23 protein-coding genes and 1 tRNA gene are annotated in these 19,973 nt (G+C 38.2%); 20 read left to right on the top strand and 4 right to left on the bottom strand.

Annotated elements, in window-relative coordinates:
• Positions 1–901: 901 nt before the first annotated feature.
• The 3 genes from Sarmat_RS02365 to Sarmat_RS02355 form a co-directional block, all read right to left on the bottom strand.
• Positions 902–1,204, bottom strand: coding sequence for a hypothetical protein (locus Sarmat_RS02365; RefSeq protein ID WP_202149244.1), 303 nt, complete (start codon positions 1,202–1,204; stop codon positions 902–904).
• A 236-nt stretch (positions 1,205–1,440) separates the two neighbouring features.
• Positions 1,441–3,312 (bottom strand): Mur ligase family protein, encoded by a 1,872-nt coding sequence (locus Sarmat_RS02360; RefSeq protein ID WP_202149243.1) that lies wholly within the window; start codon positions 3,310–3,312, stop codon positions 1,441–1,443.
• A gap of 213 nt (positions 3,313–3,525) precedes the next feature.
• A tRNA-Arg gene (locus tag Sarmat_RS02355) sits at positions 3,526–3,602 on the bottom strand.
• 222 nt (positions 3,603–3,824) lie between these two features.
• On the opposite strand from Sarmat_RS02355, the gene frr reads away from it, so the two are divergent.
• From frr to rplE, 16 genes are all read left to right on the top strand, one after another.
• Complete coding sequence (frr, locus tag Sarmat_RS02350) at positions 3,825–4,394, top strand: ribosome recycling factor (RefSeq protein WP_202149242.1); 570 nt, start codon at positions 3,825–3,827, stop codon at positions 4,392–4,394.
• A gap of 563 nt (positions 4,395–4,957) precedes the next feature.
• The gene (gene tuf / locus Sarmat_RS02345; RefSeq protein WP_202149241.1) at positions 4,958–6,160 is read left to right on the top strand and encodes an elongation factor Tu; all 1,203 of its coding nucleotides are present in this window, start codon (positions 4,958–4,960) and stop codon (positions 6,158–6,160) included.
• 775 nt (positions 6,161–6,935) lie between these two features.
• Entirely contained in the window at positions 6,936–7,322 is a 387-nt protein-coding gene (gene rpsJ / locus Sarmat_RS02340; protein ID WP_202149240.1) for a 30S ribosomal protein S10, read from the top strand.
• A gap of 229 nt (positions 7,323–7,551) precedes the next feature.
• Positions 7,552–8,199, top strand: coding sequence for a 50S ribosomal protein L3 (gene rplC, locus Sarmat_RS02335; RefSeq protein WP_202149239.1), 648 nt, complete (start codon positions 7,552–7,554; stop codon positions 8,197–8,199).
• Positions 8,200–8,346: 147 nt separating this feature from the next.
• Positions 8,347–8,970, top strand: a complete 624-nt coding sequence (gene rplD, locus Sarmat_RS02330; RefSeq protein ID WP_202149246.1) for a 50S ribosomal protein L4 — start codon at positions 8,347–8,349, stop codon at positions 8,968–8,970.
• Positions 8,967–9,263 carry a 50S ribosomal protein L23 gene (gene rplW, locus Sarmat_RS02325; RefSeq protein WP_202149238.1) on the top strand — a complete coding sequence of 99 codons (297 nt, stop codon included), beginning with the start codon at positions 8,967–8,969 and terminating at the stop codon, positions 9,261–9,263. The genes rplD and rplW overlap by 4 nt, the downstream gene beginning before the upstream one ends.
• Before the next feature lie 2 nt (positions 9,264–9,265).
• Positions 9,266–10,084 carry a 50S ribosomal protein L2 gene (gene rplB / locus Sarmat_RS02320; RefSeq protein ID WP_202149237.1) on the top strand — a complete coding sequence of 273 codons (819 nt, stop codon included), beginning with the start codon at positions 9,266–9,268 and terminating at the stop codon, positions 10,082–10,084.
• Positions 10,085–10,118: 34 nt separating this feature from the next.
• Positions 10,119–10,397 (top strand): 30S ribosomal protein S19, encoded by a 279-nt coding sequence (gene rpsS, locus Sarmat_RS02315; RefSeq protein WP_202149236.1) that lies wholly within the window; start codon positions 10,119–10,121, stop codon positions 10,395–10,397.
• A gap of 15 nt (positions 10,398–10,412) precedes the next feature.
• Entirely contained in the window at positions 10,413–10,820 is a 408-nt protein-coding gene (gene rplV, locus Sarmat_RS02310) for a 50S ribosomal protein L22 (RefSeq protein WP_202149235.1), read from the top strand.
• 2 nt (positions 10,821–10,822) lie between these two features.
• Positions 10,823–11,464 carry a 30S ribosomal protein S3 gene (rpsC, locus tag Sarmat_RS02305; protein ID WP_202149234.1) on the top strand — a complete coding sequence of 214 codons (642 nt, stop codon included), beginning with the start codon at positions 10,823–10,825 and terminating at the stop codon, positions 11,462–11,464.
• A 609-nt stretch (positions 11,465–12,073) separates the two neighbouring features.
• Entirely contained in the window at positions 12,074–12,505 is a 432-nt protein-coding gene (rplP, locus tag Sarmat_RS02300; RefSeq protein ID WP_202149233.1) for a 50S ribosomal protein L16, read from the top strand.
• Positions 12,502–12,699: a 50S ribosomal protein L29 gene (gene rpmC / locus Sarmat_RS02295; RefSeq protein WP_202149232.1), complete on the top strand. Its 198-nt coding sequence runs from the start codon at positions 12,502–12,504 to the stop codon at positions 12,697–12,699. Before rplP ends, rpmC begins: the two co-directional genes overlap by 4 nt.
• 15 nt (positions 12,700–12,714) lie before the next feature.
• Entirely contained in the window at positions 12,715–12,954 is a 240-nt protein-coding gene (gene rpsQ, locus Sarmat_RS02290; protein WP_202149231.1) for a 30S ribosomal protein S17, read from the top strand.
• A gap of 353 nt (positions 12,955–13,307) precedes the next feature.
• Positions 13,308–13,673 (top strand): 50S ribosomal protein L14, encoded by a 366-nt coding sequence (gene rplN / locus Sarmat_RS02285; RefSeq protein ID WP_202149230.1) that lies wholly within the window; start codon positions 13,308–13,310, stop codon positions 13,671–13,673.
• 1,064 nt (positions 13,674–14,737) lie between these two features.
• On the top strand, positions 14,738–15,055 hold the full coding sequence (gene rplX, locus Sarmat_RS02280; protein WP_202149229.1) for a 50S ribosomal protein L24: 318 nt from the start codon (positions 14,738–14,740) through the stop codon (positions 15,053–15,055).
• Between the two features lie 277 nt (positions 15,056–15,332).
• Positions 15,333–15,872: a 50S ribosomal protein L5 gene (gene rplE, locus Sarmat_RS02275; RefSeq protein ID WP_202149245.1), complete on the top strand. Its 540-nt coding sequence runs from the start codon at positions 15,333–15,335 to the stop codon at positions 15,870–15,872.
• 188 nt (positions 15,873–16,060) lie between these two features.
• On the opposite strand, the gene Sarmat_RS07045 is transcribed toward rplE, so the two are convergent.
• On the bottom strand, positions 16,061–16,183 hold the full coding sequence (locus tag Sarmat_RS07045; protein ID WP_279611737.1) for a hypothetical protein: 123 nt from the start codon (positions 16,181–16,183) through the stop codon (positions 16,061–16,063).
• 458 nt (positions 16,184–16,641) lie between these two features.
• Between Sarmat_RS07045 and rpsN the strand changes: the two genes are divergently transcribed.
• The 4 genes from rpsN to Sarmat_RS02255 all read left to right on the top strand — a co-directional run bounded on the left by rpsN (position 16,642) and on the right by Sarmat_RS02255 (position 19,656).
• Positions 16,642–16,947: a 30S ribosomal protein S14 gene (rpsN, locus tag Sarmat_RS02270; RefSeq protein ID WP_202149228.1), complete on the top strand. Its 306-nt coding sequence runs from the start codon at positions 16,642–16,644 to the stop codon at positions 16,945–16,947.
• A gap of 16 nt (positions 16,948–16,963) precedes the next feature.
• Positions 16,964–17,365 (top strand): 30S ribosomal protein S8, encoded by a 402-nt coding sequence (gene rpsH / locus Sarmat_RS02265; RefSeq protein WP_202149227.1) that lies wholly within the window; start codon positions 16,964–16,966, stop codon positions 17,363–17,365.
• A gap of 585 nt (positions 17,366–17,950) precedes the next feature.
• The gene (gene rplF / locus Sarmat_RS02260) at positions 17,951–18,484 is read left to right on the top strand and encodes a 50S ribosomal protein L6 (protein WP_202149226.1); all 534 of its coding nucleotides are present in this window, start codon (positions 17,951–17,953) and stop codon (positions 18,482–18,484) included.
• Positions 18,485–19,533: 1,049 nt separating this feature from the next.
• Positions 19,534–19,656: an IS630 transposase-related protein gene (locus Sarmat_RS02255; protein ID WP_202149225.1), complete on the top strand. Its 123-nt coding sequence runs from the start codon at positions 19,534–19,536 to the stop codon at positions 19,654–19,656.
• Positions 19,657–19,973: the final 317 nt, after the last annotated feature.

The following is a 19,973-nucleotide window of genomic DNA, read 5'->3' as shown; positions in this document are numbered from 1 at the left end:
TTTTTAATTTTAATTGGTTTTACTAAATTTTTTATTACCCCAAATTTTACGGTAAATACAAATCCAATTGTTAAAACTGCAAGCAATTTTGCTAATCTTTCAAGATCTTTGATGTGAGTATCTTCCATATTAAAACCTTGCGTTTTCAATAGACCTCTTTCCTAACTCTACTCCTGATAGCAACTGTGGCGACGCTGTCGATGCGCAAGTCCTCACGTACTTCATGTACGCTGCGGCTCTGTGCTTCGTATACTCCTCGCATTTGCTCTTAATTGAGCGAGTTTCGAAAGAGGTCTAATGCCTTAAACATCGATTCAATACTCCATCTTTTCTTATAAAGAAGCACTGCTTTTTTACTTGAAAAACACTCGGGATAGGCAAGTATAACATAGTCTCCCTTGATTTTTTTCATAGTAATTTTAATTTTTGATTTATGAATTAATTGCGGTTTATTCAGGCTAACCCACATATCTTCTTTAAATTGATTAATAATTAGACCTCTTTCGAAACTCGCTCAATTAAGAGCAAATGCGAGGAGTATACGAAGCACAGAGCCGCAGCGTACATGAGGTACGTGAGGACTTGCGCATCGACAGCGTCGCCACAGTTGCCATCAGGAGTAGAGTTAGGAAAGAGGTCTATTGATTTAATTTACACTTTACCAAGATTTGCTCCTCTAACTTTCGTATTACATTTTATCCGGAATACAAAATTAATATTATTATTTGTAAGAAATTCAATTCATTCCTGGTCAAAAAATTCTCTATCCCCCAAAATTGCCTCTATTTTTCCAATCCCAAAACATTTGATAAATTTGCTGACCAGCTCTATACGGTCTGAAGCTTTCGAGTTGCCACCCTTATTATCTAGCATCTTAAAAAAGATCGGAATTGCTATGTTTTCATATGAAATCGCTAGATATAATACTTTGTTTGCCAAACTCCCAATTTGTCCGATCTATTACTAACAAATATTTGTCTAAACTTAAGATATCCACTACCAACGCTGCAACTTCGACTGCATCTATTAGCTGATCTTTAAAAAATCTGTAAATTCTTTTAATTACTGAATCTTGCTTTGCGTCACTTATTATACCCTCTGCTATTTTAGGAATTTGTACGTTCTGGGTCTTAAAAAGTGATAAAATTATCATCCCCAATAATTCGACTCTTGATTTATTCCATCGAAAATGTTTTGATAACATTTGGCGTAAAGTGGTATTATAGAACATAAACATCCTTAATTATCGTTAAAAATGTATATGTTTAACTGCTTTTCTACCTTTACGCTACTACTTTTTTACCTAACTGTCCGGTACTAAGAACAATTATACTAATAACCTTTCTAACGTTTCTTATCTATTATTCGATAGCATTGGCCTTTTATGACCAAATTTTCAAAAGATCTATTGATGTGATATAAGTTGAAATTGAAGGATTGTTATAGGGATGGTGTAATATTATGCAAGTATTTTAAGCACACTTCATAATCATCGAAATAATACTTCCGGCCATTAATAACCTGATATTGCTCGTGCCCTTTGCCGCATACTAAAAGCGCATCACGTTGGGTTAAATCTTTAATTGCAAGAGCTATAGCTTCTTCGCGATTAAGGCAAATTTGCCCAGTTGGACAACCTTCTATGATTTGCATAGCTATCTGCGATGGCTCTTCGAATCTTGGATTATCATTAGTGATAATAATTCTATCTGCTATTTCAGACGCCACCCGCCCCATCAGCACTCTCTTAGTTTTATCTCTCTGGCCACCCGCCCCAAAGACTACAACGAGCCTTCCGTTGTTATGAATCAGATTACGTAAAGCGCGCAAGGCTCTACTTAGGGCATCTGGCGTATGCGCATAATCTATAAATATATTATAGGTTGCACATTCCACTCTTTGCATTCTACCTTTTGGTGATTCGATGCTCTGTAATGAGTGAAGTTTATGTACTGCACAACGCAAGGTTGCCACAACATTTAGAGCTAGATGTAGATTTGCAATTTGGCTTGACCCGACAATATTTAAATGCGTATTAATCTGATGAGCGTTAATCTGGCGTAGTTTAGAAGCGTTGAGAGTGAGAGTAAACAAAACCTTCTGCCCATTTAAATCTGCCTTTTGTACTACGTAGGAATCTAACAGCACTTTGCTATTTATTATACTTAGCAGTAGTGAAAGCGTGGGGTGGTTGAATAGTGGATGTTTTTTATGATTAAAAGTTTGCGTGAGTAATTGGGGCGCGAGGTTTTTTTGTATTCCATTAGAATTCCTTCCACGCTCTACTTTCAACAGTAACCGTGATGTTGTTGTCAATTCACGGGCCCAGTTTAACTTCATGCAAGCTTTCGCATTTTGCGTTTGGTATAACTCTCTCACCTCATCCTTCTGAACAAATTCAGCAAGAAGTTTATTGTATATTTTCTGAGCGATGGTTAGAATATCTGCATTGATAAGCATTTTACCGCCACGCTTTAGCATATTAACGATTTTAGCTTTAGTAAGAAAATATTCTTGCATTGTTTCGTGATAATCTAAATGATCTTGGCTAAAGTTACAGAATGCAGCAACATCTAACTCTAATCCGATTATTCTATTTTGTGCTAAGGCATGACTCGAAACTTCTAATAGGGCATAGTTAACTCCATGCGTTTTGCATATATTCAGGAGGCGAGCAAGAGATAGTAAATCTGGCGTGGTGAGGGTGGGGTGTGAATTAAAGTATTTTACAAATTCTTCGTTATTTATGTCTTGATGTTCAGTTATCAGACCAAGTGTTCCTATAGTTACGCTCGTTTTATGCAGTAATTTCAATATTTGCTGTGTATAGAAGATGGTAGATGTTTTGCCATTTGTGCCAGTAATACCAACTATTTTATTTGGTATGTTATGCAGATATAACAATTGTGCAACCTCTCTCAGTGCCGCTGATAAATCGGGGATATGATAAATGATGTAGCGATGATGAGAGTAATTTTGTAGCAGGCGTCGATCGTTGGTAAGGATAATCAAGATATCATCATATACAATCTTAGATTGTACATAATCGTCTTTTACGAAAGCTTCGTGTATTTGATTGATGCATTCTAGATGAGAGTCATTATCTTTAGCAAATATAACGCAAATATGAGATGCATTAGTTTTATTTTGACGTTTCTGTTTAGATGAATGTAGTGTGCGGGTGTTATGATAACCTTGTGATTGATGTATATAGAAATCAAAGTTTGTGAGTGAAAAGAGAAAAGCATGCATCACTCTATATTTTTGAATAATCTTTTTTGCTAACAATGCGGAGGGGGTAGGGTAGGGCATGTCGTTATAGAAGGGAAGTAGCGCAGTGTAATATACACATCATAGTTATTAATATTGTGATATATACAACGTATTAATCACCATTTACACCCAGTGCATTTACCTTTATCTCAGTATAAAATTTATACATACTCAGATATACTTATTCAGAGCGAATAAGAAAGTGCACAGCAGAGGGTGATGCATGAATGTAAAAATTAATGCAGCAGTTTTTGGCGCACCTGAGAGGACTCGAACCCATAACCTCTTGATCCGTAGTCAAGTGCTCTATCCAATTGAGCTACAGGTGCATAGTAGAAGTATTAAGAATACCAAGGAGTATGCTATCAGAGAATTAATATTAAATCAATAGACAATAAATTAATTTTCTGATTTCGTTGCATAACCGTTGTATAACTCATACTTTGATTTATTAGCGAGGATGAAGAGAGTTGTATATAGACAAAATTCGCGAATCAGATTATAATCTTCATCAGTCCTTAATGGATTAATTATTATTATTACAAAACCTCATGAGTAGCGTAGATCATAGTCAGTTTTTTAAAGAGATATCTGGTAGAATGGAGAATACACTCAAGGTGTTAGACAAAGAATTAAAGGGATTGCGTACCTCTAGAGCTTCTGTCAATTTCTTAGATGCCGTGCAGGTTGAAATATATGGTGGGCGTGGCCCAGTTTCTCAGGTGGGTACGGTAAGTACGCCAGATAGCCAAACCATATTAGTGCAAGTTTGGGATAAAGCCCTTGTTAAAAGCGTTGCGCGAGCTATTTCTGATGCAAATCTTGGGGTAACACCTATGGCAGATGGGCAAATGATTAGAATGGTTATGCCACCTCTTACTGAGGAGCGCAGAAGGGAATTGGTGAAATTAGGCTATAAATACTCAGAAGATGCTAAAGTGGCGGTGCGTAATGTGAGGAGAGATGCAAACGATGAATTAAAAAGAAGACAAAAGAATAAGGAATTAAGTGAAGATGAACTAAAAAGCGCAACTCAAGAGGTGCAAGTTATTACCGATAAGTTCATATCTGAAATAGATAAAATGATTAAAGAGAAAGAGATTGATGTAATGCGTATTTAGCGTGCACGCTCTCTGTTTACTTAATACGCTCTTAAGATTTTATTTATGTTATTAAATGAAGATGAATTGTCTGCCTCCCTTTAGTCATAAAAATTACTGTTGAAAACCATTTTGTTGTCAAAGTATTTTTATAACTTATAATAAAAAATAGCTATAAATCAATGATTTTGACGCTTTTTTTGTGTTTTTGTGTATTATGGGACTGTTTTTTTTGATTCGCTCTTGATTTCTTTTAAATTTCTTGTATCATCAAGAGGAATTGGGAGTGTACTTAGGATATTTTAGCATCCTGCTTCTTTGTGGATACAAGGATTTTTCGTTACGCATATACTTAAATCGCATCCTGGTTTAAACGCAATCAAGTTTTGCCTTCCCAAGACGTTACTCTTGGAGTTTCCTTTTGCTGGGAGATGGGGGGTAAAGTCGCTGTAACTGCTAAGATGCATGATCGTATTGTTAGTACGAACGTTTGTGCGCAGCATTTGTTTTTATTTTATGTAAGAAAAATGTTTTTTGTATTCACTATAAATTTTATTTATTCACAATAACTGGTATTAAATAATATGGCAAAAGAAAAATTTGATAGAAACAAACCTCACGTTAATATTGGTACTATAGGTCACGTTGATCATGGTAAAACAAGCCTTACCGCTGCTATTACTTCCGTTTTAGCTGAAGCTGGCGGCGCTCAAGTGCGTAAATATGATGAGATTGATGCCGCTCCCGAAGAAAAGGCTCGTGGTATTACCATCAATACTGCTCATGTTGAATATCAGACAGCTAATAGGCACTATGCGCACGTAGATTGTCCTGGGCACGCAGATTATATTAAGAATATGATCACTGGCGCGGCTCAGATGGATGGCGCTATTTTGGTAGTTTCTGCTGCAGATGGTCCTATGCCACAGACGAGAGAACACGTGTTGCTAGCAAAGCAAGTTGGCGTGCCTTCTATAGTTGTTTTCCTAAATAAAGTTGATCTTGTTGATGATGAGGAACTGTTAGAATTGGTAGAAATGGAAGTGCGTGAACTTTTAACTTCCTATGATTTTCCTGGAGATGATATTCCAATCATTAGAGGTTCGGCATTGAAAGCTCTAGACAATGGTGCAGATGCTAGGAGTCAAGAGTTGGGTAAACAGGCTATTCTGAGTTTGATGGAGGCTGTTGATTCTTATATTCCAACTCCTGCTCGAGACACTGAAAAACCATTCTTGATGCCAGTGGAAGATGTATTCTCTATCTCAGGTAGAGGAACAGTTGTGACAGGTAGAATAGAAAGAGGTATAGTAAAGGTGGGTGAGCCTATCGAGATTGTTGGTTTTGACCAAAGAATCGCATCTACTTGCACAGGCGTTGAGATGTTTAAAAAGCAATTAGATCAGGGAATGGCAGGAGATAATGCTGGTTTATTGTTGCGTGGCGTGGAAAAAACTCAGGTGGAACGTGGAATGGTGCTTGCAAAACCTGGCACGGTTACGCCTCATACTAAATTTGAGTCCGAAGTGTATGTGTTGAGCAAAGATGAAGGTGGTCGCCATACTCCGTTTTTCCGTAACTACAGACCTCAGTTCTATTTTAGAACTACTGATGTGACTGGTAGTATCGAGCTTCCCGAAGGTATTGAGATGGTTATGCCTGGTGATAGAGTAAGTATGACTGTAGAATTGATTACTTCTATCGCCTTGGAATTAGGTTTGCGTTTCGCCATTAGGGAAGGTGGTAGAACAGTTGGCGCTGGCACCGTGACCAAGATTTTAGTTTAATTAATATCATCGCTCCTTATGAAGACGCTTCATGCATGTCTTTATAAGGAGCTTTTATGAACTTTAGATTAAAACAACCCGTAACCTAATCCTTTATAACCTTTAGATCGTGATAACCTTTATATCATGGTGTGTTTGTTATATAATTAGCAACATATATATACTAGAATGGCATTGCGCTCTGGCGCAACCTCTGATAAAACTATCAAGACTCAAAATTTGAGACCTTAACTTATAACTCGTATGTCATAGTTATCTTAATTGGTCAAATGACGTGCACGTTATCTGTTTTCTTTGTATACAAGGAATGACGTTGTGGGCTAGTAGGAGCCTTACGAACAAGTCGAGACATACTCTTTGGTTTTTCTGGGTAAAGCACAAGAACTGTATCAGATATAGAGTGTGTAGAGTGGAGTCGGGATGTTTGACTAATGGTCGCAGCATGTGCTATAGTCTTGTGAGATGTCTATGGTCTGACCTGTTATGACCTGACTTGTTGTGATCTAGGAAATTAAGATTTGAAATTTAGAGTTTTGATTATCTATTTAAATTTTTCTTTAACACACACTGTATTTCGTATGATGTGAAGTTAAAGATTTGTTTAAAAACATACTAATTGTTTCGGAAGTTTTCTATGAAGAGTGTAATAGAAGAAATCCCAAATAATCATCAAACATTGTTTGAAAGATAATTAAAATAAGATTAAAATTGTTTAAAAATTTTAAGAAGCTTTTTATATTTGCTGTGAGTGGTATTTTTATTTGGTTTGAATAGAATGAAGATGAGAATTGTGTTAAAGTCTTTTGACGAAAACGTGCTGGAAGATGCTGCGAGAGAAATAGTGTCTGAGCTGAGCAGGGCTGGAGCAGATTTTTCTGGCCCCGTACCTTTGCCACGACATATACAGAAAATTACCGTCAACACTTCTCCTCACGTGAATAAAAAAGCGAGGGAGCAATTTGAAATAAGAACCAAATCTAGGTTGATAGTTGTGGTGAATCCTGCTCATCAAGTCATGAGTATTTTTCAAGGAAGAGATTTGCCGGCTGGTGTGGATGTAATGATAAAATTTCCGAAGTTAGCAGGTGATAGCAATTATTCTTCTAAACCAGTTTCTACTCAGGCTGGTGCGCCACGCAAAAGTGTCGTTAGTAAGAAATAGAGAATAAACCAATAAGAAGCATTGAGTGGTGGAAATGGCTATGGCGTTTTATCATTTGTAGATTTGTTGGTCCAAGTGTATGTATAGCTTATGGCTTGACTTATAGTTGGAGTGGTGTTGAGAATTTATTTTAGTTAATCTGGCTTATGCCATTGTTTTATTGAGATAAGTTGTTATAGTTAAATGAAGTGATTGTTGATAGCAATGTATTGTTTGTAGAGTAATTGAGATGTCTAAAAGAACTGGTGTGATAGGTAGGAAGTTAGGAATGACTTCTGTGTTTACTGAAACTGATGAAAAAGTGGCCGTTACTGTGGTGCAAGTTGAAAACCGCGTGATTGGTCATAGAACCAAGGATCGCGACGGTTATGATGCTTTGATTATGGGCTCGAACCCAGTAAAAGACACAAAACTTTCAAAGTCTGTGCGAACTGTGTTAGCTGCTCGTGGTTTGCCTGCTATGTCTGTCTTAAAAGAATTTCGCGTAGATGCTAGCAATTTGTTGGAAGTTGGCACTTGTGTTGATGTTAGTCATTTTAAGGATGGGCAATGTATCGATGTTGAAGGAGTGAGTATAGGCAAAGGATTTGCTGGTGTGATGAAAAGACACAATTTTCGCGGTCTAGAAGCGAGTCATGGTGTGTCAATATCTCATAGATCTCATGGTTCTACCGGTGGTCGTCAGGATCCTGGTAAGGTGTTTAAGGGTAAAAAGATGGCTGGTCATATGGGGCAGCGTAAGGTGACAAAGCAGAACTTGAAAATATTACGTACTATTTTAGATAAAAAAATAATTTTAATATTAGGTTCTGTACCGGGTGCTAGTGGCTCTTATCTGTATATTTCTGATGCTCTCAAGAAGCTGAACGCATTTTAGAGTTGTTTTCGTTTGTTGTTAATGAGATTGTTGTTATTAGAAAAGTGTGCGGTAATAGCGTATCTGATAAGTGTGTAATATTAATTTTGGTTATGTGAGATGAGTGTTGAGTCTATTTCAATTGCAAGTTCTAAGAGTGATGAAGGCTTGATGGTGGATTTAGTGAATATCGCCAACGAGAAACTTGGCGCGGTATCTGTGAGTCATGCTATTTTTGGATTAGAGCCGAGAATGGATATCATTAAGTTAGTAATTGATTGGCAGATGGCAAAAGCGAGGTCTGGTTGTCATGCTACAAAAACTATTTCAGAGGTTTCTGGTACTACAAAGAAGCCTTTTAAACAAAAAGGTACGGGTAATGCTAGGCAAGGTTCTTTGCGGTCTGTGCAGATGAGGGGTGGCGGTGTTAGTCACGGGCCAGTCGTTAGAAGTCATGCCATTTGTTTGAACAAAAAAGTGCGAAAGCTTGGGTTGAGACACGCTTTGTCAGCTAAGTTTTTAGATGGTAGTTTGCGTATTCTAGATGATTGCGCAACATATCAACATAAAACTGCTGCACTTGCAAAGATGATAAGTGCTTTTGGTGCGCGTAAAATACTTATTTTAGACGATAATGATGCGGACGCGAGGTTGAGACTAGCGAGCCGTAATTTATTTAACGTAAACGTTTTACCTATAGACGGAGCGAATGTTTTGGATATCGTGAGGCATGATTTGCTGTTGTTGTCTAGAACTGCGCTATATGGGCTACAGAATGGGAGGTTGTTATGAAAAATGTAATTTATTCCGATGTCTTAGTTAAACCATGGATTACTGAGAAAGCAAGTTTGTTGTTGGAGAATGGTAAATATGTGTTTCAGGTGTGTGTTAATAGTAATAAATTAACTATACAAAAGGCAGTCGAACAGTTGTTTAATGTAAAGGTTAAAAAGGTTAATATCATTAATACTTTGGGAAAAAATAAGAGGTTCAAGGGAAGACCTGGTCGCAGAGCAGATTCTAAAAAAGCGGTGGTTACTCTTTTGCCTAATTATAAAATTGACGTATTTACAGGAGGGCAATAGTTGTGAGTTTGAAAAATTTTAGACCAACCACCCCTTCTCAGCGGGAGTTGGTATCAGTTGATAGATCCCTTTTATGGAAAGGTAAACCAGAAAAGAGTCTTGCTCGTGGTTTGTTGAAGAGTGGCGGTAGAAATAATACTGGTCGCATCACCTCTAGGTGTCGCGGCGGTGGGCATAAGCGCTTATATAGGTTAATAGACTTCAAAAGGACGGCTCGCCCTAATGAAGAGGCTGTAGTAGAACGTTTGGAATACGATCCTAATCGTACGGCTTTTATTGCTCTCTTAAAATTTCAAGATGGTGCTTTGAGTTATATTTTGGCTCCAGATGGTTTGCAGGTTGGAGAGTCTGTGATGTTTAGTTCAGACGCGGAGGTAAAGCCTGGTAATTGTCTGCCTCTTGCTAATATACCAGTTGGTACTATCATACATAATATTGAGATGAAGCCCGGTAAAGGTGGCCAGATTGCTAGATCTGCTGGCGCGTTTGCTAAGCTTGCTGGTAAAGATTCTGGCTTTGCTAGAATCAAATTACAATCTGGCGAAATGCGTCTTGTGCCGGTGCAGTGTGTTGCTACTATTGGAGTTGTGTCAAATGCCGATCATAAAAACATTAAACTGGGGAAAGCTGGTAGATCTAGATGGTTAGGACGCAGGCCGCACGTGCGCGGAGTTGCGATGAATCCAGTAGATCACCCTCATGGAGGAGGTGAAGGTAAGACTTCCGGTGGTCGTCATCCTGTTACACCTTGGGGTATCGCGACAAAAGGCAAAAAGACGCGTAAGAATAAGCGCACTAGTAGATTTATTATTAAAAAGTAATTAGTAATTTTATAAAAATAGTTGGTAATTTGATATGGCTCGTTCTTCGTTTAAAGGTCCGTTTGTTGATGTGTACCTTTTAAAAAAACTAGCTTCCGCCAAAGAATCAGGCGCTCATACTCCTATTAAAACTTGGTCTAGAAGGTCCACAATTATTCCTGAGTTTGTTGGGTATACTTTTGCTGTGCATAATGGAAAAGTTTTTGTGCCAGTTTTGATTACAGAAGAAATGGTTGGTCATAAACTCGGAGAGTTTGCGCCTACCAGAACTTATCGAGGGCACGGCGCTGATAAGAAGGCGAAAAGAAATTAACTACAGGTAAGGAATATGAATAACGTTAATGATGGAATCATCACTGCGGGTAGTAATAGAAATGCAGCAACCGCGTCAGCGATAATGTTGCGTTTAAGTCCTAGAAAGTTGAATTTATTAGCATCTTTCGTCAGGGGTATGAATGTTTGGGACGCTTTATTGCAGTTGGATTTTTCTCATAAGAGAGCTGCAGTGCATGTTAAAAAGTGCATACAATCAGCGCTTGCTAATGCTGAAAACACGATACGAGATGTTGATATAGATAACTTGCAGGTGTTAAGGGCGACGGTAGGTAAGGCGCGAGTTTTGCAACGTGCGGTGCCTCGTGCACGCGGTAGAAGCGCTAGAGTGAAGAAATACTTTAGTAGTTTATACATTACAGTTGGCGAATTGGATAAAATTTCGAGTTCAAAAGGTAAATAAAAATGGGACAAAAAGTTAGCCCCCGTAGTTTTAGATTAGGTCCGAGTTTAATAGGGAATTGGGATTCTATTTTTTATAGTGATCGGCAATATGCGGCGTGGTTTTTAGAAGATGTAAAAGTGCGCGCGATGGTGTTTGCCTCGTACAAAGAAAATGTGTCACGTGTTGTGATACAAAGAAGTGGAGACGATGTGTATACTGTCAACATACATGCAAAGCGTGGTGGAGCCATTATTTCTGATATCGAGAACCTTACTAAAAAAATTAAGAAAATTGTTAGTAGTAAGGATGTACGTATTAATGTACATGAAGTTAAAAGACCTGAAAGTGACGCTAAGATATTAGCCGTTTCTCTAGCGTCTCAGATAGAAAAGAGGGTGGCTTATAAGCGGGCTATGAAGGCTGTTATGGCTTCTGCCTTGAGGCAGCCTAATGTGTTAGGAATAAAAATTGGTATATCAGGTCGTTTGAACGGCACCGATATTGCTCGAAGCGAATGGATTAAAGAGGGCAAAGTGCCGTTACATACTTTAAAAGCTGATATTGATTATGCTACCGCTCTCGCTCATACAGGTACTGGTATTATTTGTATCAAAATTTGGGTAAATAAATCTGACACTTCTCGTCGCGCTCGCTTCAATTAGAAGTTTTTGAGTCTAACTCAAAAGTTCTATAATGTGGCGCTGCGTTGGTGTTTGATAGTTCTGCGAAGCTTGAAAGTGTGATGGTTGTGGTATAAGCGTAAACTTTGCGCGCCATTGCTCTATATATCTTTATTACTGATGTATCAAATCTCTTGCAAAACTCGCTCAATCAGGAGTGAATGTGAGGAGTCGCGACACAGAGTTCCAGACGTATATAAAGCGCCGAGGATTTGAGCATTTGCGGCACTGCAGTTGCCATTGAGAGTAGAGAGCTTTGCGAGAGTTCCATCATAAATGGATAAGTAAGTTGCGTTATAAGTTATGCGTTTTGGTGCGTAAAGCCCAGTCTGTGAGATTTACGGTGGTTTGTGGTGCTGTAGGCTGAACATGTGACGTTACGTAATCGTGTTCAAGTAGTAGATGCTTGGGCATGTGATAGGTAGTGGTGGTGCGATAGTCAAAGTGAGTGATGCCTATTGTGACATGCGCAACTTTCGAGTTGCTGACGGTGGCGTAGTGCATCGTCAAGAGCATAAGTATGCAGGGAGTCTACAATCAGCTTTATTAGTTTTGAAATGAAAATAAGTTTTTACATAAGGGGAATTTACAATGCTTGCTCCAAGTAAACAAAAGTTTAGAAAAGCGCATAAAGGTCGAGTAAAAGGAAGGGCTAGCAATGGCGCTTCTTTAGCCTTTGGTGATTTTGGCTTAAAAGCCGTAGAAGGATGGCGCGTAACAGCTAGGCAAATAGAGGCCGCGAGAAAAGCCGCTATGCGCCAAATGAAGAGAAAAGGGCGTCTTTGGATTAGAATTTTTCCCGACATTCCAGTCTCAAAAAAGCCTGCCGAAGTGCGTATGGGTAAGGGCAAGGGCTCTCCGGAGTTTTTTGTCGCTAGAGTATGCGCCGGCAAGATGTTATTCGAGATAGCTGGCGTGGAATGTGAAGTTGCTGTCCAAGCTTTAAGATTAGTAGCGGCTAAGCTACCTATCAAAACTAAAGTGGTGAGACGTTATAGTGAGATGGAGGGTCAAAGTGTATGAGTGGAAATGTAAAGAAAGATTGGTTTTCAAAGGGCGTTGAAGAGTTGCGCGAAACTCTGTTGCAATCAAAGAATGAACTCATGCTTTTGCGTTTTGCTAATGCAAGGGGTGATTTAAAAGATTCAAGTAAGTTTCGTAAATTGCGTCGTGAGATCGCGAGGATCCTCACTGCTATTAATAATAAAAAAAAATAATTTGTATTGGTATTTATGGTACGTAGGGTTTTATCTGGTCAGGTGGTAAGCGATAAACAGGAAAAGACTGTTGTTGTGTTGGTTGAGAGGAGGTTTAGTCATCCTCGTTATAAGAAGATCATCAAGAGAACAAAAAAATATCATGCTCATGATCCTAGAATGGTGTATAAAAAAGGAGATGCAGTGAAGATAACTGAGTGTGCTCCGATTTCAAAAAAGAAAACTTGGCATGTACTTTATGCCGCAGAAGCTTAACTTCATTAGCTTTACTACATAATGAACTAACTCAAACACTCGAGGAAATTAGAAATGTAGTGGGTAATCAGGATAAGCGCGGGGCATTAGTGAGTAGCGCACTTGGGTGCGCGATATTTTAGTTTTGAGTAGTAGGAAGTGGCGGCAGCGTGGTTTGTCATAAACGAGTAAGTGTTATGCATGGACTTTGCACAGTAACATTCGTGAACTTGACAACTAGCTCTCTTGAGTTTATCATCTGTATGTGTTATGCTTGTCACGTAAGTAAGAAACCATAGGCTTTTTATCGCTGGTGTGTTTTAAAAATTTTTAAGAATTAATGTCGATTGTTGTTTGACGGTGGTTGTGTTGTTATGATACAGATGGAATCTGTTTTAGATGTCGTAGATAATTCCGGCGCTAAAAAAGTTAAATGTATTAAGGTGTTGGGTGGTTCGCATCACATGCATGCTTATATAAATGATGTGATAGTTGTAAGTGTTGTGGATGCGATGCCCAATGCTAAGATTAAATCTGGTGAGGTGTATAGAGCTTTGATAGTTTGCACTAAGAAAGGGTTAGTGAGGAAGGACGGAACTACGGTGTCATTCAGCAGAAATGCCGCTGTGTTATTGAATAAACAAGGAGAGATGTTAGGTACTCGCGTATTATCTCCGGTGACTCGCGAATTGTCTGAGTTGTTTCCTAAGGTTGTGTCTTTGTCTAAAGAGGTAGTATAGGTAGTTTGCGTGAGTATGACATTTACGTCAACTCTAACTTGCACTGCATATATTTACCTCGTTTGTTTGTAGTAGCATCGCTCTGTTTGACGAGTTTTGCGTGCTGTATTTGACTAGGCCTTAGAAGTTGGATAAGTTACAAGTGAGTAATACATTTTAGTGGTACATTGTTACGCACTTAGAGTTCGTAAGAGTATATGCGATGGATTTCTCGTGCTCACTTCTAATTGTGACCGCTGTATGCTGTCGGTACACAAATCATTTGTGCACCCCGCATGCGCGCCGCAGTTCTGCGCGTGTACCATGGACGAGTTCAGATAGGTCTAATGCCTAGAAACGCTCTTCAAAAGCAGGAAAATGGTTGCGTAAAGATGAGGATGTAATGGCTTCGTAGTTATAGAGATTCTGTAGAGCATCGTCGCGGTTATTTGTGATTTACACACCACCTTTGGCAGAGCTTTTGCGCGCCTCAAAAGCCGATGCTAAAGACGGTCTCATGAACAGCTTTGTAGGTTGCAGATGTTTATCAATGAGTTGTATCAATAAACCTCTTGCGTCACCTAATAAATGGAGGAGGGATTTTTAGGAAAAACGATCTTGAGCATCATAACATACTCTAGTATTGAGGAGTGCAAAGGAGTTTTGACAACAAAATTACTCTTCAGAATAGGTTATGCAAGAGGTCTAATAAGCATGACGTATACAAACAAGTATTGTATGCAGTGTCTCATTGCATGTTGACGAGCTAGTTGCTATAGTAGCTGTAGCGCTTTGCGACGAGTTTGTAAAAATAAAGACGAGGGGGAGATTAGGGTGAAGGTGAGAACGTCTAATAGATTTAACTTCTAATCCTAGCTCTTTTATGGTTTTTTGGATGGTGTAAATATTTTGAATTTATTCGCTTTTGTAAGGGTTTATTTTGTACATTGATTTATGCACTAAACCCTGAATTTGCGCTGAATGCGTGGCTAGGCAGCACGCATCGTTTGTGATTTATGTACTTGTCTGTATGTAATGCGCATGCTGTCTTTCGCTTTAATTCTGTTAGCTGTTGGTATTAAAAAATGAATAGGTCTAAAAAAATTAAAAAAGGTGATATAGTAGTTGTTATCACTGGTAAGGATAAGGGGCGTTCTGGTAAGGTTTTGCATGTTTGTACTAAAACCCATAGGGTTCTTGTGGAAGGTGTAAAAATTGTTACTAAGCATCAAAAGGCGCGCAGTGTGTCTGAATCTGGAAGGGTTATTAGACAAGAATCTCCTGTGCATATTTCTAATGTTGCTTTGCTTGATCCAGCTACTCAAAAACCTACAAAGATTTGTATGCGTGTAGTGGATGGTATGAAGGTGCGTTGTTCTAAAAGTTCTGGAGCGACTATCTGATATAGATGTTAGTTGTTAGTGAAGTTGCTTTCTCTAATGTCTTAAGCTATATTATTGTTTAGTTCGGATGGTCGCTTGGCTGTCTTTGTGGGGAAGACTGCTGTGCTTCCTGTTTTCATCTGTAATTGTGCATGTGTACTCTATGTTTTGCGTCCGTAGTTGTGGTATTTTGTATGTTTTCTGAGGCGCGCTTGACTAAATCCGTGTGCATTGCAAGTGCTTGATGTAGTTTTAAAGAAAAAGAATTAAGATTTGTTGATAGGAAAAGATGAGTAAAATGGAAAAATTCAAGACGCTGTATCATTCAGTTGCAGTGCCAGCTCTTGTAAAAGAATTCAATTATAAGAATCCTCATGAAGTGCCATATGTGAAGAAAGTTGTGTTAAATATTGGTTGTGGAGAGGCCGTGCGCGACTCTAAGTTAATAGATTATGCCGCCTCTGAGCTTACAGCCATTGCAGCTCAGAAAGCTGTTATTACGAAAGCGAGAGATTCGATAGCGAATTTTAAGTTGAGAGAGGGTATGCCCATTGGTTGTAAAGTTACCATTAGGTCTGATAGAATGTACGATTTTCTGGAAAGGTTTATCATTATTGCCTTGCCTCGCGTAAGAAATTTTCGCGGTATTTCTAAAAAGAGCTTTGATGGGAATGGTAACTTGAGTTTTGGCACGTCTGATATTTCTATTTTTCTTGAGTCTAATAGGTCTGGTAATGATAAGTGCGATCTAGGTATAGATGTGAGCGTAGTAACCTCGGCTCGTTCTGATTTAGAAGCTCAGCGCCTTCTTCATCATCTGCAGTTTCCATTTTATTAGACTATGTGATTACATTTATTGCGAGATTACATTTATTGCGAATGTATTGATATGTTTGTTTTGTAATACGTTTGTTTTGCATGTACGAAAATGAATAGCTTTTATGTTGGTTTGGATGTTGCTGTTCTTGTTTTAATTTAACATCGGATTGTGACAATAGATCTAGTAGCGCTAATCTAGTGGCTAGATTACTCGCTCAGTCTGTGCAGCGTTAAATGCCAGGGATGGATGGTGTATGGCTTTTTAGTGGAGTTTTGTGCTGATGTTTGTGTGTTTATTGCATAATCTCTATCGCGTGGCGCGTCATGCATGCGTAGTAATTGCAGTTAATTACGTAAAAGTGTACTAGATCTTTTGTGTGGCTGATTTGCTCATTTGTTGGTTTCAGTTGTTGGCCAATAAAATGAGATATCGAGTGTCATTAGCTTGTATTTTATGTTATTTTACCTTGTGTAATGTTTTGTTTGTTGTATAAGTTGCTTAGTTTAGAAATTATGCGCTTGCGCTTTGTTCTTAAATGCGCTTGGGGCGTGTCGCATCGTTTGGCGCTGATTTGACTGAAGTGGTTTAATAACCTTTGCACGTTTATCTTGTTGAAATGACAAGGTGCTTGCTCTAAGTTATTGCTGTGGCAGAACCAGAGCTGATGTGCATTGAGCGTTGTCTGGTGTAGTGTTTTAGGTCAGATGTTGTATAGTGTATTGGTTTGATATATTATATATTTATTATAGTTTGCAGTTTGTAAAGTTTGATATTCCGAGAAGAAGGTATGGCTAAAGTTAGTGTAGTAAGTAGAAACAAAAAAAGAGGGGTATTAGTTGCCCGTTATAAAGAAAAACGCAGAGAGTTGAAGAAAAAAATTTATAATAAAGATGCAGGGTTTGAAGAAAGATTTTCTGCGGTATTAGAACTTTCGCGTTTGCCTCGAAACTCTTCTAGAACTAGAGTGCGCAATAGGTGCGCGTTAACTGGTAGACCTAGAGGTGTGATTCGTAAATTTAAAATTGCCAGAAGTGCTCTAAGGCGTTTAGTAGCTGAAGGGCAGGTGCCTGGTGTTGTGAAATCTAGTTGGTAGTTTGAGTAATTGTTTTATGTCAATGAATGATCCTATCGCCGATATGTTGGCGAGAATTAAGAATGCGTATAAAGTGAAGTTGCTAACAGTAGCTATGCCTGCCTCTAAAGTGCTTACAGCTATTTTACAGGTGTTGTATGATGAGGGTTATGTGAGTGGTTTTCGCGTTGTGGAAGATGATAGAAAGCATAAAAATCTAGAGATAGATCTAAAATATGACGGTCATGGTAGGTCTGTGATTTCTGAATTGTCCAGAGTGTCTAAGCCTGGTAGGAGGATTTACTATGACGTGAAGTCTATGCCATGCCATAGAAATGGCTGTGGTGTATTTGTTTTATCTACTTCTAACGGCGTGATTTCTGATCGCGAAGCTAGGCTCAAAAATGTTGGCGGCGAAGTTTTGTGTAAAGTGTTTTAAATCAAGAGGAGCGAAATTTGGCGCGACACTATTCCACCTCTCTCTTGTTCGTGTATTGTTTGTTTGCGTATTCTTTTGTTTTATAGGACGTTATATGCGTCTCTTGAGTTTGCGCTGTTTGCTGCGAAAAGCTGTTTGGTGCGGAAAAATTATATGCGCAGATATATCTAGCGTGACTTTTTATACAGACAGCTTGTCTTGTGTATCGCGATTCGTTACGCGCGCTACTGTAATTGTCGATTATTGTCATGCATATTGTTTGATTAGTATAGAGAAGTTTTACTGTTTTTGCTGGATTACGTTTTTTGATGTTTTTAAAGTGATAGGTTATTTCAAAAGCTTGTCTCGCTACGAGAGGTAAAATGTAGTGGGTTCGTGTGAATTAGTAAATCCATAGTCTATCTTCGCTTATGTATCGTTAAGTTACTAGTATCTTAAGCTGCGAGCGCGAAGCATTTTGAGTGTAAAATCAAGTTTATTGCTATGTATAAGGAATAGTATTGAAAAAGAGATCTATCTGCTTTAGCCTTACTTGACTGTGTGCGGTTGAGTGTTTTTAATTATTGCTTTATATTGTGTTGTTTTATGTCTAGAATTGGTAAATTACCAGTGGTTATTCCCGCCGGCGTTGACGTTAAGCTGAATGGTCTGCATGTAGAGGTGTTAGGGCCGAAGGGTTCTCTCGCTAATTCCTTTCAGGGGGCGATTACTATCACGCAAGATGGAGAGACATTGGCTGTCAATCCACTTGATGATAGTCGTTTTGCCAGGGCTATGTGGGGCACTGCGAGGAGTATTTTGCAAAATATGATGCTTGGTGTTACATCAGGCTTTACGAAAGAATTAAAAGTAGTAGGTGTTGGTTATAGATTTGCATTGATGGGGTCTTACCTTTCCGTGAGGGTTGGTAGAAGTCACGCCACTAAAATTAAAATTCCTTCTTATATTCAGGCTTCTTTGACGAAAGATGGTGTTTTGGTTTTGTGGTCTATAGATAAAGTGTTGTTGGGGCAGTTTGCCGCGGTTGTGAGATCGCAGAGAAAACCAAATCCTTATAAAGGGCAGGGTATTAGGTATTTGAATGAGAAAGTCTCTCTAAAACAAACTGCTAAAAAATAATATGTAATCCGTGTAATTCATTGCGTTAGTGAAATAGCGCGTGTGGTTTTCGTTGCGTATTGTTTAGAGAGTTGTTTATGCTGGCATCAGAATGGACTTACTGTTATTCACAACTATGATACTGTTAACAAAATAGTTGTAATAATTTAGCGATAGCAAGAGAGATAAAGCTAAGGAAAGAGTAATTCATTTTATCAAATCTCATAGCGATTCTTTTTATTTTCTTTTAATCTACCAGAGAAGCGTTTAGCGGTATTGTGTTTTTGCGTAATTTAACATCATGAGCATCTTTAGGAGTTAATTTGATAATTCCCTGGTAAGTAAACTCCTTTAAATGGTATTACAGGAGTTGCTCCTCGTGATTTAATAATAGACCTGCTGCGTAAGTAAGAGTTGCAGAGAAAATGATACATGCAAGAGATTTTAGTAAGTAAGTTTGAGCTAGAGTGGTGGCAAAAAGTTATAAATCAGCATAAAAGACCAGAAAGAAATTAATAGATTAAGTATATTGAGTAAATGCTAGTGATGCTGCTCTATATTACCGCACATACAGCGCTCAAATGCAGATAGGATTTATTGTGTTTGGGATTGATGATTAGAGGATTTACAGGACTATAAAGCATTAGAACCATTGGTTGCAAGAATTGTGACCATCAAAAACATAATAAAGTCGATCTATATAAATAGACCTCCCAATATAAAACGTCACACCGCTTACTTACGCAGTTGGTCTAATTTTAAAATCATGAACCTTGCCGTGGTAGGATTTTAGTCTTAAGCGTGTGCCTACATTTCTTACCAGAATCTTTTTGTTTCTTGCTAGGCCTTTCAATTATTTGCTCCGTTACATCTATTAACTGCTCAGTCTCTTCATAGTTTAGAGTGCGATTTTTTCTATCGCAACTAACTGCGCGACCAATCGTTCCAAAGTTTTAATTATTCTGCATACCCTTGAAACATCGATCCTCAAACATAAAACCTATCTGCATTTGAGTGCTGTAAGTACGATATAGTAATTTAGGTTGAATTAGATATAATTTTTCGTTATAATGAAAGGAAAAATGACAAAAAGCTATAGCAATGATTTAAGAGAAAAAATAGTAGAATATTTAGAAGCTGGGAATAGTTATGACCAAGCATCTAAATTATTTAAAATACCTAATTCAACCTAAATTACTATAGTATAAAACCTACAAGGCCTCTTGTATTTGGTAACGACTTTCTTTGCCCATGATACTTCAAGTTTCTTCACTAGACCTCTTGCGTAAGTATATAGAATTGGAAATTACTTACAGGGAGGGATTGATATTTTTTATAAAGCGTGTATAGAACTTGATTTTTAACCAACAAGAGACTATACACAGTGATAAGATACAGTAAAATTGCTAAACATCCAAGAGTTTTTTTAAGATTATTTGGCATGGAGCTAGAAAAGTTTGAAATAATAATAAAGAAGCTAGAAAAAATCTGGGATAAAAGAGTCGTAGGC

Origin of the sequence: Candidatus Sarmatiella mevalonica (assembly GCF_016751895.1) — a bacterium.
Lineage (GTDB): Bacteria > Pseudomonadota > Alphaproteobacteria > Rickettsiales > Rickettsiaceae > Sarmatiella > Sarmatiella mevalonica.
This window is presented reverse-complemented; position numbering and strand designations above follow the sequence as displayed.